11 protein-coding genes are annotated in these 14,687 nt (G+C 33.7%); 4 read left to right on the top strand and 7 right to left on the bottom strand.

All coding sequences use genetic code 11. From position 1 onward, the window contains the following. Positions 1–36: 36 nt before the first annotated feature. Both M9897_02050 and M9897_02045 read right to left on the bottom strand, forming a co-directional pair. Entirely contained in the window at positions 37–1,470 is a 1,434-nt protein-coding gene (locus tag M9897_02050; GenBank protein MCO5267660.1) for a T9SS type A sorting domain-containing protein, read from the bottom strand. A gap of 87 nt (positions 1,471–1,557) precedes the next feature. Next, positions 1,558–3,714, bottom strand: a complete 2,157-nt coding sequence (locus tag M9897_02045) for a S8 family peptidase (GenBank protein ID MCO5267659.1) — start codon at positions 3,712–3,714, stop codon at positions 1,558–1,560. 99 nt (positions 3,715–3,813) lie between these two features. On the opposite strand from M9897_02045, the gene M9897_02040 reads away from it, so the two are divergent. Next, complete coding sequence (locus tag M9897_02040; GenBank protein MCO5267658.1) at positions 3,814–5,334, top strand: tail fiber domain-containing protein; 1,521 nt, start codon at positions 3,814–3,816, stop codon at positions 5,332–5,334. Between the two features lies 1 nt (position 5,335). On the opposite strand, the gene dnaG is transcribed toward M9897_02040, so the two are convergent. The 4 genes from dnaG to M9897_02020 all read right to left on the bottom strand — a co-directional run bounded on the left by dnaG (position 5,336) and on the right by M9897_02020 (position 11,261). Next, complete coding sequence (dnaG, locus tag M9897_02035) at positions 5,336–7,291, bottom strand: DNA primase (protein MCO5267657.1); 1,956 nt, start codon at positions 7,289–7,291, stop codon at positions 5,336–5,338. After that, entirely contained in the window at positions 7,291–7,725 is a 435-nt protein-coding gene (locus M9897_02030) for a hypothetical protein (protein MCO5267656.1), read from the bottom strand. The genes dnaG and M9897_02030 overlap by 1 nt, the downstream gene beginning before the upstream one ends. A gap of 68 nt (positions 7,726–7,793) precedes the next feature. After that, the gene (locus M9897_02025) at positions 7,794–9,119 is read right to left on the bottom strand and encodes a 1-acyl-sn-glycerol-3-phosphate acyltransferase (protein MCO5267655.1); all 1,326 of its coding nucleotides are present in this window, start codon (positions 9,117–9,119) and stop codon (positions 7,794–7,796) included. Between the two features lie 51 nt (positions 9,120–9,170). Beyond that, positions 9,171–11,261: a Na/Pi cotransporter family protein gene (locus tag M9897_02020; GenBank protein ID MCO5267654.1), complete on the bottom strand. Its 2,091-nt coding sequence runs from the start codon at positions 11,259–11,261 to the stop codon at positions 9,171–9,173. Positions 11,262–11,515: 254 nt separating this feature from the next. Between M9897_02020 and ruvB the strand changes: the two genes are divergently transcribed. Genes ruvB through M9897_02005 form a run of 3 tightly spaced genes read left to right on the top strand, consistent with a single transcriptional unit; the run spans position 11,516 to position 13,883 of the window. Beyond that, the gene (ruvB, locus tag M9897_02015; protein ID MCO5267653.1) at positions 11,516–12,538 is read left to right on the top strand and encodes a Holliday junction branch migration DNA helicase RuvB; all 1,023 of its coding nucleotides are present in this window, start codon (positions 11,516–11,518) and stop codon (positions 12,536–12,538) included. 5 nt (positions 12,539–12,543) lie between these two features. After that, positions 12,544–13,476, top strand: a complete 933-nt coding sequence (gene queG / locus M9897_02010; GenBank protein MCO5267652.1) for a tRNA epoxyqueuosine(34) reductase QueG — start codon at positions 12,544–12,546, stop codon at positions 13,474–13,476. Positions 13,477–13,511: 35 nt separating this feature from the next. Beyond that, a complete protein-coding gene (locus M9897_02005) occupies positions 13,512–13,883 on the top strand; it encodes a DMT family protein (GenBank protein ID MCO5267651.1) in 372 nt (123 codons plus the stop codon). A 75-nt stretch (positions 13,884–13,958) separates the two neighbouring features. On the opposite strand, the gene M9897_02000 is transcribed toward M9897_02005, so the two are convergent. After that, positions 13,959–14,660 carry a DUF4476 domain-containing protein gene (locus M9897_02000; protein MCO5267650.1) on the bottom strand — a complete coding sequence of 234 codons (702 nt, stop codon included), beginning with the start codon at positions 14,658–14,660 and terminating at the stop codon, positions 13,959–13,961. Positions 14,661–14,687: the final 27 nt, after the last annotated feature.

Below are 14,687 nucleotides of genomic sequence, written 5' to 3'. Positions count from 1 at the left end.
TTTCTGAAACGCAGTTTATATTATATTATTAATTCTTTATTTTCTAACTATGATTTTCTTTGTGCCTATTTGATCACCACTTTGCACTTTTACAAAGTAAGTTCCATCTTCCAATTGATTCACTGGAATAGTCATAGAAGAAGCTTTAATCGGTGTTTGATTATTAAATACTACTCTTCCATTCAAATCTAGAATCTCTACTCTGGAAATCATATTATTATCCATTTTAATCTGAATATTATCCGTTGCAGGGTTCGGATATACAGTAAATTCATTCTTAGATAGCTCATCAATTCCCGTTGTATTACCATCGTAGTAAAATACAGTTTGATCCTCGCCAAAATAAGATTTCCAAGTTGTACCATTCCATCGTTCAGAAGTCATTTTTTTAATACGATTCCCTTCATAACTATATACATATCGATCTAAATCGATAAAATCCATCTCAGCGTTATCCCAGTAAGAGTATGTATTAGTAATTAAATTATTACCTGAATAGACATATTCTCTTTTGTTATCATATACCCACATCCAATACACATTATCCCAATGCTGTTCTGATTCTGAAAGTATATTTCCATCTGAATTATATGAATATCTTCGAGAGTAATAAGGATCCCAAGAAGAACCATTCCAAGAGAAGGATGTAAATTCCTTCTCTTTATTTTGCGTATTATAAACAACGGTTGCTGAATCAGTTATTTCCCAATCTAAACTCAACGTATTATAAGTTAAAGATAACATAGTATTCATTCTATTACTAGCATCATATTTATAATCATAACCATAATCTTCAAGCCACGCAGAAATTCCATTATCCCAATAATAAATTCTTTCACCTGTAAAATTATTACTAGCATCATATGTATAGTCTCTTTTCATATAATTTACCCAACTACCCACGCTATAATATGCCTGTTCGTCTGATGTAAGATTTCCATTTGCATCATAGGTATAACTATAATTATTGGATGGGTCTGGGCTTCCATAGTAGTTCGTGATAGACACAATATTCCCTTGGGCATCATAAGCATACTCATCATATTCATAGGAAATCCATGAATCAGTAGGGACATCATAATAAGTTAAATCCACGTTGATAACACGACCATTTGCATCAAATTCTACATTTGTTTTCTCTAACATGTCTGTATAATACTCAGATGAAATCTCATTCCAATGAAATGTCTTTGTCAAAGAATCACTATACCTAGAATATGCATTATATGGAGTTGGAATAAATCCTTCTAATAAATACATCGGATAATGTCCATTCATCTTCAAAATATCACGTGCAAAATTTGTATTTAATACTCCCTTTCTCCATGTGAAAGTTAAAGAATCTGAAGGGATAAATTTATATCCATCGAAATCGGAATTTACTATAGCCTTCACATTAAATTGTGCAGTAACTTGTGTGTTAAAAGCTAATACGAAAACTCCAAGAATAGTAAGTAGGTTTTTTTTCATTTTTTTTCATTTATTAATTTAAGCAAAAGTATATGAAAAGAAAATACTATAAGAAAAATTAACAATTTTTTTAAGCTGATTGTCAACTTATTGAAGAATTAATTTTTTTTGATAAACCCGATTATTTGAAACCACTCTAAACAGATAAACCCCACTATTATAAGATTCCATATTCCAAGAGGTTTTATTAGCATCTAATTGGATAATTCTCCCATTCACATCAATGAGCTTTACATCCTGCAAATTATCTAATCCTGAAACATAAAGAATAGACGTGGCAGGATTAGGATATATATGCCAATCTTCGGTTGAAGGAGCATATGCTTCTAATCCTACAAAGTTAATAGCAGCACGAATAGCATTCAAGGCATTGATTTTCCCATGTCCCCATTTCACATCACCTTCTGGTGGAATATATCCTGTTTTTTCATCTTGATTTGCTGTTTCTATTACGATTTGTTTAATATCACGTGGACTTAAATAAGGATTTGCCTCCCAAATCAGCGCACATATACCAGCAACGGCAGGACAGGACATTGAGGTGCCAGAAAACTTTGCAAAATCATAGTTTTTCCCATTAAATGTTGTTGAAGCAATAGTTGAATATGTATCTGTTGTATATGAATTAATGGAACTCAAAACACTTACTCCAGGTGCTGATATATCTGGTTTCATATCTCCTCCAAGTCTTGGTCCTATACTGGAAAAACTAGCTCTCTGACCTAAGATTAATTTCCCAGTTTGGCTAATATACGCTGAAGAATGTGCTGCCACTGTGATACAATCAGTAGCTAAGGCAGGTTCACTAATTCCATAATCTTTATTTCCAATCACAGACCCAGGTCCAACAGAAGAAAATGCCACTCCCCAATTTCCTCCTCCTGTATTTAATTCTATCAGATTCCACAAATGAACCGTACCATCCGTTGCCTTTACATACAGAATAACCTGAATATTTGGATTCTTATTTTGCACGCGAATTCGCATAGTGGGTCTTAAATTCTGTGGAAAAGCAGTTTGTGAAGCAATATTAAAGAAGATGGAATCATTTCCGCTATTTATCACAATAGTATCAACCACATAATCATCTATTTGGGTGGAGAAATAAGGAGTTGTAGCAAATATTACCCCATAAGGGTTTCTAATTTCCAACTTTATTTCAAAATTATGTCCCATCTCACCCCACGCATGGACACTCTGTCCCCACATATTATCCTGTAATGCATAGTCATAGAAATCCACTTTTGTTTGGATTTCATCATTAGCAAATGTTTTTTCTATATGAAAGTTTACATTACCGTTATTTCCTGCTGAACAAACGAATAATACTCCCAAATCTGTCAATTCCTCAATAGCCTGACTTAGAAGAGAAGTTCCATCTGGTGTTCCAAAACGATATAAACCCCAACTCATACTAACCACAAGATGCTTATTCAATAAGGTCGCTTTATCATACATCCAATACCACGAATCAATTGCGGAAGCTTCATCCAAGGTAATCGTTGTAAATAGATATTGTGCTTCAAAAGCCATCCCTGTAGAGATAACTCCTGCTCCACTTCCACCAGCAATACCAGCAGTATGAGTTCCGTGTGTAGAATGATTTAATTGATTCGTTGTGTCTGTTTCAGCCGTTAAGATATCAGCGGTTGTACTATATTCTGTACCATACGGATAATCTTGTGGATTTGGGCCTGATTTCTTAAACTGATCCCATACACCAATAATTCTAGATTGTTGAAGTAAGGTGTCATAAAACATCGGGTTTGTATAGTCAAAACCCCAATCATTCAATCCAATAATCACATCTTTTCCAGTATATGCACGCGGAAGTGTGAGTCCACGATGAACGCTATCTGCTCCTGTATCAAAATTTACTCTATCTAAATCAGGTTTGATTTTTCCTGCTATTTCAAGGTATTCAAGCACTGTGAGTTGGGGGATAATATCTAGTTCTAACAATTTGATTCTTACACTTCTAATTTTCCCTTTTCCTTCTCCAATAATCACTCCCGGGTAATTGGGTACGACATCTGATTTTACTTTCCCAATAAATGAAACATACCATTCTCCATGTATATTAGAAATAGGTAATTCATATTTCCTTTCAAAATTTTCACTTAATATTTTTCTACTGTTATTTTTAATGTACGCAAGATCTGTCTGAGATTTTATAGACATAATAGGGCCTTGAGCAAAAATCCAAATTGGAACTAAAAAGATAAAAAATAGTATTGTTCTCATAAACTCTTCGTTTTCAATAATTAATTATCTAAATATATAAACTATTACTATTCATTCACTCATATTTTATATATATTTGTTTAAATAAACACATTGCTTATGAGAAAGTTAATACTAATCACTTGCTCTCTTACTACAATATTCCTATGTTTTGGGCAAAATGTAGGGATTAATGAAACGGGTGCCACACCAGATAATTCAGCATTGCTAGATATAGATGCTAATACTAGTAATAATAGAGGGGTTCTTATCCCTCGTATTAATTTAGTACAAACAACTTCAGCATCTCCTGTGTCGAGTCCTGCTAATAGCCTATTAGTATATAATCTAGCTACTGCCAACGATGTAACACCGGGCTATTATTATTGGGATGGATCGAATAATGTATGGGTACGATTTCAAACGGAAAAATCATGGCTACTTCATGGAAATATCGGAACAACACCTTCTTCCAGTCCATTAAATACTCCTGCTGATAATAACTTTATAGGGACAACAGATAATCAAGATGTTACATTTGTAGCAAATGGTTACGAAAAAATGCGCATTAAGTCAGATGGTTCTAATGGTCTTAGAATCGGAATGGGAACAACATTTACAGCAAATTATAATCCAGGAAGTTCTCCTTCTTTACTTCATATCAATGACTGGGGAAATACAATAAATGACTTTGCCGCATTAAATCTTACAGGAATGAATATTGCTAATAATAGCCGTCAAGGAGTAATTAATTTTGCAGCTGCTGGCGCAATAGGAACAGATACTGATTTACGAAAAACTGCTTCTATTGAAAGTTATTTGGAGATGGTTTCCTCCGCACATCAAGTATCGGGATATCTCAGTTTTTACACCAATAATGCAAATAATTTCACTGAGAAGATGAGAATAAAAAGTAATGGAAACGTGCGTGTGAATTCAATAAATATCAATACGACTGATCCAACTTATTCTGACAACCCATTTATTAAATTCTCAGTTACGGGGGGATTTGCATATTTTGGAAATTTCAATTGTGACCCTAATAATATTGGAAATAATGGAATGCCTGGACATAATTTTAACACAGGAGTGGGAGCATTAGCTATTGGTATGAATCGCTCTCCTGGATCTAGTGGGGTGGACTTATGGAATACAACTTCTAATGGGCAAACATCGGCTAACGGCGCAAATGATAGAGGTTTTTATTTTAGAAATTATAATACAAGCGGGAACGAACAATTATTAGCATATATACAATTAGATGGTATTTATGCTTATGGAAATTTCACAATAAGTGACCAACGAAGTAAGACAAATATCCAACCTCTTGCCTCTACTTTAGAGAAAATAATGCAAGTAAAAACCTACAATTATACACTGCTAAGTAGAGAATTTGATGAAAAGGGGAATATTCAATTTGTGGATTTAGATACGAGAAAAGATTTTGGATTCTTAGCACAAGAAGTCTATGATATATTCCCTGAGATGGTGAGCAAACCTGTTGATGAAGATAAAGAAACATGGGCCATAGACTATAGTAAAATGGTTGTTATACTTACAAAGGCTATTCAAGAACAGCAAGAAATAATCAATGAATTAAAAGAGGAAGTACAACAATTACAGGAGAAACTAAACAAGTAAATTATAAAATTATCCTGTTTAATTGCTGGGCAAAAGCACCACGTATCTTTTCCAATTTTATTAGTTCTACAAGTAAATCTCTCGTTTTTTCTTCATCAGACGCATGTTCCTTAAGTAGATCCTGTATTTCTTCAATGCGACGTAGGATATGTGCATTCTTAAATAGATAAAGAGATTCTTTAACAGCTTGTGCTAACAAATGGATTTCTGTAGTGATATCGATGTTGTATTTAGAAAACCACTTACCACTCACCTCATATTGAGTAGATAAAATATCCGTAATAAATTGTACTATTTTTTGATTGGAACTACGTAGAAAATGTTGAGATTCATAGAAAATATTTTCAGCAATTCCTTCTCTACATTGACTGTAAATTTCTTGGAATAACGGATTTTCAAAATAGAGTTGATCTCGTTCTATTTCATTAATAATTAACTCTGACACGCTCATGTCTGTATTCTCTTTTCCATCATCTTGCAACTCTATAGCTCTACTGCCATACAACACCAACAAACGAATCACATCTTTCTCTTGAGCAAGGAAGTCTCTACGAAAGTTCTCACTATCCAAAGTGGTTTTTTTAGATGGATGAGAAATCAGTCCTTCCGTAGGAATTGCAGTATTTCCAGCCTCTTTATCTGCATTGGTTCTTCTGATTTTATTCAATTCATTCAGGAGTGTTTGCTCCTGAAAATCAAAATTAGCTGCTGTTTCTTTGAGATATACAGAACGTGTAATAGCATCAGGAATCAAGGCTATGGAACTAACAATTTCTTTGATAAGATTTGCTTTCTGTAAAGGATCATTATTTGCTTCTTTAAGTAATATCTCTGTTTTAAAACCCACAAAATCTTGTTGATTTTCCTTTAAATATGTGTGCAGTTCATCTTTACTTACTCGTTTAGAAAAAGAATCAGGATCATCCCCTTCTGGAAATAGTAGAACCTTTACATTTAATCCTGCTTCTAAAAGCATATCAATTCCTCGGAAAGAGGCTTTAATACCAGCTGCATCACTATCATACAAAACAGTAATATTATTGGTATATCGTTGTATTAACTTTATCTGACCGATGGTTAGAGAAGTACCACTACTAGACACTACGTTTTCTACACCTGCCTGAGATAAGCTAATTACATCCGTATAACCTTCAACTAAAAAGCAATTATCTTGTTTAAGAATTTCATTTTTAGCAAAATAAATTCCATACAAAGTTCTACTCTTATCATAAAGAATACTTTCTGGAGAATTGAAATATTTAGCTACATTTTTATCTGTTCGAAGAGTTCTTCCACCAAAACCAAGTACTTTCCCTGAAACAGAATGAATGGGGAATATCACGCGACTACTAAAGAAATCAAAATGTCTATCTTCTTTAGATTTTGTAAGACCCAACTGCTCTAAATAAGTCAATTTGTAGCCCTTTTCAAGAGCTGTTTCGGTAAATGATTTTTCTTCCTGTGGGCAATATCCCAATTGGAACTTTTCGATGGTTTGTGGAGTAAATCCCCTCTCTTTAAAATATGAATAGCCCACTGTCTTTCCTTCCGAAGTATTATTCATAGCCTCTACAAAATAATCTCGCGCAAAGGTGTTGATGATTTGCAAGCTCTCCCTTTCAGTTAATTCTTGCAATTCTTCTTCTGATAACGGCTTCTCTTCAGGCAGTTGGATATTGTATTTATCTGCAAGCCATCTGAGAGCTTCGGGATAACTAAATTGCTCAATTTCCATTAAAAAAGAAACAACAGTACCCCCTTTCCCTGTTGAAAAACATTTGAAAATCTGCTTGGCAGGACTCACCATGAAAGAAGGCGTTTTTTCATCTGTAAAAGGACTTAATCCTTTATAATTCGAACCCGACTTCTTTAATTGTACATACTCTCCAATTACCTCCTCAATACGGGCGGTATTCATAATTTCATCTACGATATGTGGAGGTATCCTTGCCGACATTATTCCTTTGAATAATCTTTTTCTTCAATTAAATTTCCTTCTTCATCATAAAATTTCCAAATACCTATGGGTTCATCATGGAGATATTCCCCACGATAGCGGATTAGATTATTTGGAAAACGTACGATATAAATTCCTTCTTTCAATCCATTTTCATATACTACAACAGATTGTTCTGAGCCATTTTCAAAATAGGATTTCCAAATACCTACTCTATCTCCGTTATCATTCGTACGGCCTTCTATCTTTAATTGCTTACGTCCTGGATACCATTCTCTGTATTCACCATTCTCTCCTTCGTATATCAACGACTGGTTTTCGGCTTGTTGCATGGCTGAATTCCGAACTTCTTTTTTAGTAGCTCTATCTTCAGAATGAGATGTACAACTTCCACCCATCCAAACTAATAAGAGTATAAAAAGATATTTATTCATTTTTGATATTTTTTTATGCAAAGATATATTTAAAACAACTCTATAAAAATACGGAATTGATTTGATTATTAATCAAGATTTAGTAAACTTCTAATCTTGGCTTTTTCATCCAATAGTTCCTGCAAGGCTCTGTTCTTCCCTATTTTAAGCAATAAAAAATGTATTTTATATCGAATATGTTGAAGATATTTAAAATACCAGAATGCAAATAAACCCGTAGTTGGCATTAATATAATATAGATTAATGTACCCCACCAATGCAATGGAAGCCATATACTTATAATGAGTATAAAACTAGTATAAACAATTGGATAGAGAATAGCACTTATAACTATAGCAAGCGATGAATAATATTCAATATCCTTTGATATTCTCAGAACAATCTTATCAGTCAACCAATACTGAAAGAAATTATGGATTAATCCAAAGAGAGCGATTGGAGTCATGAATAAAAGGAAAAGCGAAGAAAAAAGTATTTGCCGTAAGAATAAAAGTGTTCTAAATTTTCTATCCAAGAAATCAGGTGCAATTTTTAATTTCCCTAATCTCACATTAAGTGTGTGAACACTTCTTCTTATTTCGTTTATTCTTTCTGGGAATGATTCTTTGATGAGATAAAATGATTCTTTGATATCTTTCATCTCGTTCATTTCCTTCTGTATTCCTTTTATTTCAGAGGAAATATATCGAGTATTTAGAATTTGAAATATTTCTTCAATTAATCGCTCATCTTCTTTAGTTTCTGTCGTAACCAAAACGTTTTCTAAACGTTTTCTAAATATCTCCGTTAGCTCATTAACAGTTGCTTTCTTGTCTTCTTCAAATTTTGCTTGAAAATCTCCAATATGAATTGGCTCATCAATATTTATCAATATATCACTCCTGAATTTTTCGGGCTGCGCATAATAGGTTCCAATAGTAATAACCTGTAAACCTAATTTCCAATCATTCTGTTGTTCAGTCTCCAATGCTATTTTTGCAGTTCCTGTTTGTAAAGGCCGTAATACACGTTCTTGGAAAGAAGTTCCTTCCGGAAATATCCCTAAGGTTTTACCTTCTTTGAGTAATTGAAAACAGGCTGATAGTGAATTTCGATTATCTACACCCTTGGTTGACTTCTCAAAATTCCGATTTATCGGAATCATTTTAATCGATTTGAGGAGGCGCAATTTTAAAGGAGAAGTAAAAACTGTGGCTTTCGTCATAAAATACACAGGACTTTTACAAATTGTTCCAATCACAAAAGCATCCATAATCGTATTAGGGTGATTGGCTATAATAATAGTAGGTTTCTTCGTAATAAGTTCCAGATTCTTTGCATTGTTTATACGTATTTCTCTGTAATAGAGATGAATACCTATATTGATGATAATTTGCAGTAATCTGTATATCATAGAATTCTTTCGATAAGATAAAGATATATTAAAAAATAGAAAAAACAGTGTTTACACTTTCCCAACAATTCCTTCAGAAACATTGATGATGTGATCTCCTACTCTTTCTAGGGATGAGAAAATTGAATTATAAATAATTCCTCCTTGTAAATGAGCATCTTTATCTTCTGATACCGTTCTTAAGTATTCACGACGTAATTGATCACGCTTATGATTAATATTTCGTTCGGCCAGCATAGCCTCCTCAATATGTACATCTGCGGAGTGTTTATTTAGGTTTTCACACATAATTCGAAATGCTTCATCTACCAAATCAAACATCTCAATTAGGTTATGACGTTGCTTTTTAGTGAATTCGATTTTTTCTTCTTCTTTCCTTTCAATCGCTTTAGAAATTTGATAGAAGATGTCACCAATACGTTCAAGGTTATTTGCAATACTATTCATACCACGAATACGGGAAGCTGTTTCATTACTTAATCCACTTTCCGTTAATTTATTCAAGTAATTTGCAATTTCTACTTCAACTCTATCCGTAATATCTTCATATTTTGAGATTCGTTCGGCAATCTTACGTTGTTTCTTTTTTACCTTTTCAAGCAACATACTTCTTGCAAAGAGTGACATTCTACTAGTCAATTCGCCAAACTTTGCAATTTCTTTTTTAGCCTCTAATAACGATAAATCAGGGGATGACATATATCCGGTACCAATATAATCCAAGTGAAATTCCTCATCTGCTCCGCCCTTAGATTTTACGATAAATTCAGACAATTTAACTAATTGTGGAGCAAACCATATTAATAATAATACATTGCAAATATTAAATGCCGTATGGAAAATAGCAATCCCTGTATTGGCATATTCCTTTGGATTTTCAAAAGGGTCTCCTTGCCCAAAATAAATCATTAATAACTTGATTCCTTCTAAGAAATATGGGAATAGCAGAATCACCCATACTACTCCAATCAGATTGAATAGGGTGTGAATCCAAGCAGCTCTTTTAGCATGTACATTAGCCACGGTTGCAGCTAATTGAGCAGTAATTGTTGTGCCTACATTTTCTCCCAAACAAATGGCTGCTGCCACCTCAAAAGGCATAATCCCTCCAGCGACTAGAGTCATAGTTAACGCCAAAGCAGCAGAAGAGGCTTGAATAATTACGGTCAATAAGGTACCTAATAAAACAAACAACAAGGTGCTAATAAACGGGATATCTTTAAAATTAATAAAGAAATGAATCAATGCAGAATCAGGCCCTAACGTAGGAACGGCACCCTTTAGGAATTCTAGTCCAATAAAAAATAAACAAAAACCAATGATAGCATTTGCAATTCCTTTTAATTTCGATTTGTTGACAAACATTAACGGAACGCCTATAGCTAAGAGAACTAAAATATAAGCGGATAAATCAACTTCAAAACCAAAGATATTAATGATCCATCCAGTAAGGGTAGTACCAATATTGGATCCCATGATAATTCCAGTAGCTTGTAATAAGGTTAGAACTCCAGCATTTACAAAAGAAACCGTCATTACTGTCGTAACGGAAGAGGATTGAATTAATGCAGTTACCCCAAAACCAGTGAGTGCTCCTTTAAATGTATTGGAAGTCAAAGAACCTAAGATATTACGCAGTGTACGCCCTGCAGCTTTCTGGATTCCTTCACTCATGATTTTCATACCATAAATGAACATCCCCAAAGAACCTATGAGCACCATAAATCGGAAAAGACCCCAACCACGCTTTGTCTTACTTAAATATCTATCCGACCAAAATTCTTGTTCACCATTGCTGACACCAATCTTAAAATAATATTTCTCATCTCCCTTTAAATGTTCTAACGTAAAATGAGTTTCTTGTAAAGGTATATTATCAACTCGTCCCCATTCTTTTATATTGGAATTCCTGGATGCATTTGCTTTTGTATTATAAGCGATAACAATAGAATAATTGTCTTCCAATAATTTTTCATAAGCTTGATAATCTACACTCCAATAAATATCCAACCCCTCTTCAAAGGAAGTCGTGTAAACATTATGAAACAAATCAACAGAATCTGTCGCGGTGGTAGCATGGATACCCAATGAAAAAATTATAGCACAAAATACAGAAAAGAAGCGTGTTAGAATATTTCTCATAAAACTCATTAATTGCAAACAAAATTAAATGTATTTTTTGGAATAGACTTTAATTTTATGAAAGTTTCCGACGAAATATTCTAATTCAACTATAAGTAACTGTTATTTCGTATGTTACATATAGATATTTATATATAAATTAGTCTTATTTAAATATCATACCACAAGATTGGATATCTTTAAATTTTAGAAGGAGTTCTTAAAACAATTACATATCATACTTTTTTGTATTTTTGATTCACAATTTTTATAAAGTGGAAGAGGAAGATTTCGATTATCATTATGAACGCGAGAGTCAAGAAAATGATTTGGATAAAGTCTTACGACCTAAAAGTTTTGACGATTTTACCGGTCAGGCCAGCATTATAGATAATCTTCGTATTTTTGTAGAAGCTACAAAACAACGAAAAGAACCTCTCGACCATGTTTTATTACACGGCCCCCCAGGACTCGGAAAAACGACTTTAGCTAATATCATAGCTAATGAGTTAAATGTTGGATTTAAAGTAACTTCCGGACCAGTTCTAGATAAACCAGGTGATTTAGCTGGATTACTTACTAATCTTGAAAAAGGAGATGTACTATTTATTGATGAGATACATCGTCTATCACCTGTAATAGAGGAATATCTTTATTCTGCCATGGAGGATTTTACGATAGATATTCTCATCGACTCAGGACCTAATGCACGCACCGTACAAATTGCATTGAACCCATTTACGCTGGTTGGTGCCACTACGCGATCAGGTTTACTAACCGCTCCTCTTCGAGCAAGATTCGGTATTAATTCTCGTCTGCAATATTACGACGCTAAGACGCTTACCTTAATCGTAGAACGTTCTGCTAACTTACTAAATATTCCAATCGAATATGAAGCAGCGCATGAAATTGCCAGCAGAAGTAGAGGAACTCCTCGTATCGCCAATGCCTTACTAAGAAGGATTCGTGATTTTGCACAAATAAAAGGTACAGGCAAGATTGATTTGAAAATCACTAATATCGCTTTATCTGCACTGAATGTCGATAAAAACGGTTTAGATGAGATGGATAATAGATTATTGCGTACCTTGATTGAAAAATTTAATGGGGGACCTGTAGGTATAACCACTCTCGCCACAGCAGTAGGTGAAAATGCAGGAACCTTAGAGGAAGTGTATGAACCATTCTTAATTCAAGAAGGATATTTAGTTCGTACACAACGTGGACGTAAAGCTACTCCTAAATCATTTGAGCATTTGGGAATCTTTCCTTCCAATCCGCAAGGGAATTTATTCTAATTCTAATGACTATTGAGGAGAATACTCGTTTTATAAAAAATAAAGCTCAAGAATTAGGCTTTATGTATTGCGGTATATCAAAAGCTGACTATTTAGAAGACGAAGCTCCTCATCTGGCAGCTTATCTGAAAAATGGATGGCATGGAAAGATGCAGTGGATGGAAAATCATTTTGACAAACGATTAGATCCACGTAAATTAGTTTCAGGGGCAAAATCAGTGATTTCCTTACTTTTTAATTATTACCCAGAAGAACGACAAAAAGACCCTGAAGCTCCTAAATTAGCCAAGTATGCCTATGGTATCGATTATCATTTTGTGATTAAGGATAAACTAAAGGAGCTTTTTAAAGCAATTCAAGAAGAAATTGGTGAAGTAGAAGGAAGAGTTTTCACAGATTCTGCTCCAGTTTTAGATAAAGCTTGGGCAAAACGCTCAGGTTTAGGCTGGATTGGAAAAAATGCCTTACTCATTACTCCTCAAAAAGGATCTTTTCATTTTATCGGTGAATTAATTATTGATTTGCCACTTGTCTATGATGGTCCTATTAAAGATTATTGTGGAACTTGTACCCGATGTATTGACGCCTGTCCAACAGGAGCGCTTACACCATACAAAATTGAAGCAAAGAAATGTATTTCTTACCTCACTATCGAATTGAAGGATCAACTTTTACCTTCCGAATTTAAAGGAAAAATGGAGAATTGGATGTTTGGGTGTGATATCTGCCAAGATGTTTGCCCTTGGAATAAATTTGCCACACCTCATCAAGAATCGCTATTAACTCCACGCCCCAAAATATTGGAATTTACCAAAGCTGAATGGAAAGAGATTACGGAAGATATTTATAAAGAAATATTTAAAGACAGTGCAGTAAAACGAGCAAAATACGAAGGACTTAAACGAAATATTGATTTCCTTTTTGATAAAGATGAATAAACATATTTCCTTTAATTTGCATCAAATTATTCTTTATGAAACGAGCTATTTTCACTATTCTTTTGCTTATTCTCTCAAATGCGTTTATGACTTTTGCTTGGTATGGTCATTTAAAATTTAAACAAATCAAATGGTTTGATAATTTAGGATTAGTAAGCATTATTCTTATTAGTTGGGGAATAGCCTTATTTGAATACTCTCTCCAGGTTCCTGCGAATCGTATTGGCTACTCCGATAATGGTGGCCCTTTTAATATCTGGCAACTAAAAGTAATTCAAGAAGTTATTACATTAACTGTATTTACTGCCTTTGCACTATTTTTCTTTAAGACAGATACTTTTCGTTTAAATCACCTTATTGGATTTGTGTTTTTAGTACTTGCCGTTTTCTTCTTATTTAAAAAATAAATAAGAGAGCTTACTATAAAAAAAATTAGGGTGCAATAAATTACACCCCAACTATATTCCTAATCTACTTTCTACTTAATGAGCATTCACATAATCCATCAAATTGTTGTAATAACTTGCGAAAGTAAACGCGCTCCTCAATAAGAAGTAATTTCTCTTGTCTATACAATTTTGATAAGCAACTTTAGCAAATTCTAATTTATAGCTATCGAAAGTAAAAGTTCTACAAACTTGAGCAATCTCCTCAGCAGTCATTCTTCCTTTTCGAGCATAATCATTTGCCATTTTTAGACGGTTACTATCAAAGCTTTCATCTTGAATAATGCGTAAAAACTGATTGAAGGTATTGCGATTATTTCCATAACCGTTATTATTTCCATAACCGTTATTACCGTAAGGATTATAACCATAAGGATTATTGCCGTATGGATTGTTACCGTATGGATTGTTACCGTATGGATTGTTACCATAAGGATTATAACCGTAAGGGTTGTTACCGTATGGGTTATAGCCATAAGGATTGTTACCATAAGGATTATAGCCGTAAGGATTATTTCCAAAAGGATTAGGAGTCCCATATCCATAAGGGTTATAATATCCAGTTCCTGGAGAATTCGGATTATAAATAATCATTGCTGCTTCATTATTATTATCAGCAGTAGTATTTTCAGCTTGATCTAAAGATGTTTCATTTTGACCAAACTCTTTTAGACTTTGTGCAAAGCTTTCACATGTAAAAGCCATTAGCACTACCCCGAATAAGTAAATTGTTTTCATGGCTATAAATTTTATTGGTTTATAATA

Origin of the sequence: Brumimicrobium sp., assembly GCA_023957385.1 — a bacterium.
Classification (GTDB): Bacteria; Bacteroidota; Bacteroidia; order Flavobacteriales_D; family Crocinitomicaceae; genus Brumimicrobium.
The sequence above is the reverse complement of the archived record's forward strand: the minus strand, read 5'-3'. Positions and strand labels throughout refer to the sequence as shown.

Excerpts from the sequence above, each read along its gene's own strand:
- M9897_02050 (MCO5267660.1), bottom strand. The coding sequence starts at position 1,470 with ATGAAAAAAAACCTACTTACTATTCTTGGAGTTTTCGTATTAGCTTTT.
- M9897_02045 (MCO5267659.1), bottom strand. The coding sequence starts at position 3,714 with ATGAGAACAATACTATTTTTTATCTTTTTAGTTCCAATTTGGATTTTT.
- M9897_02040 (MCO5267658.1), top strand. The coding sequence starts at position 3,814 with ATGAGAAAGTTAATACTAATCACTTGCTCTCTTACTACAATATTCCTA.
- dnaG (MCO5267657.1), bottom strand. The coding sequence starts at position 7,291 with ATGTCGGCAAGGATACCTCCACATATCGTAGATGAAATTATGAATACC.
- M9897_02030 (MCO5267656.1), bottom strand. The coding sequence starts at position 7,725 with ATGAATAAATATCTTTTTATACTCTTATTAGTTTGGATGGGTGGAAGT.
- M9897_02025 (MCO5267655.1), bottom strand. The coding sequence starts at position 9,119 with ATGATATACAGATTACTGCAAATTATCATCAATATAGGTATTCATCTC.
- M9897_02020 (MCO5267654.1), bottom strand. The coding sequence starts at position 11,261 with ATGAGAAATATTCTAACACGCTTCTTTTCTGTATTTTGTGCTATAATT.
- queG (MCO5267652.1), top strand. The coding sequence starts at position 12,544 with ATGACTATTGAGGAGAATACTCGTTTTATAAAAAATAAAGCTCAAGAA.
- M9897_02005 (MCO5267651.1), top strand. The coding sequence starts at position 13,512 with ATGAAACGAGCTATTTTCACTATTCTTTTGCTTATTCTCTCAAATGCG.
- M9897_02000 (MCO5267650.1), bottom strand. The coding sequence starts at position 14,660 with ATGAAAACAATTTACTTATTCGGGGTAGTGCTAATGGCTTTTACATGT.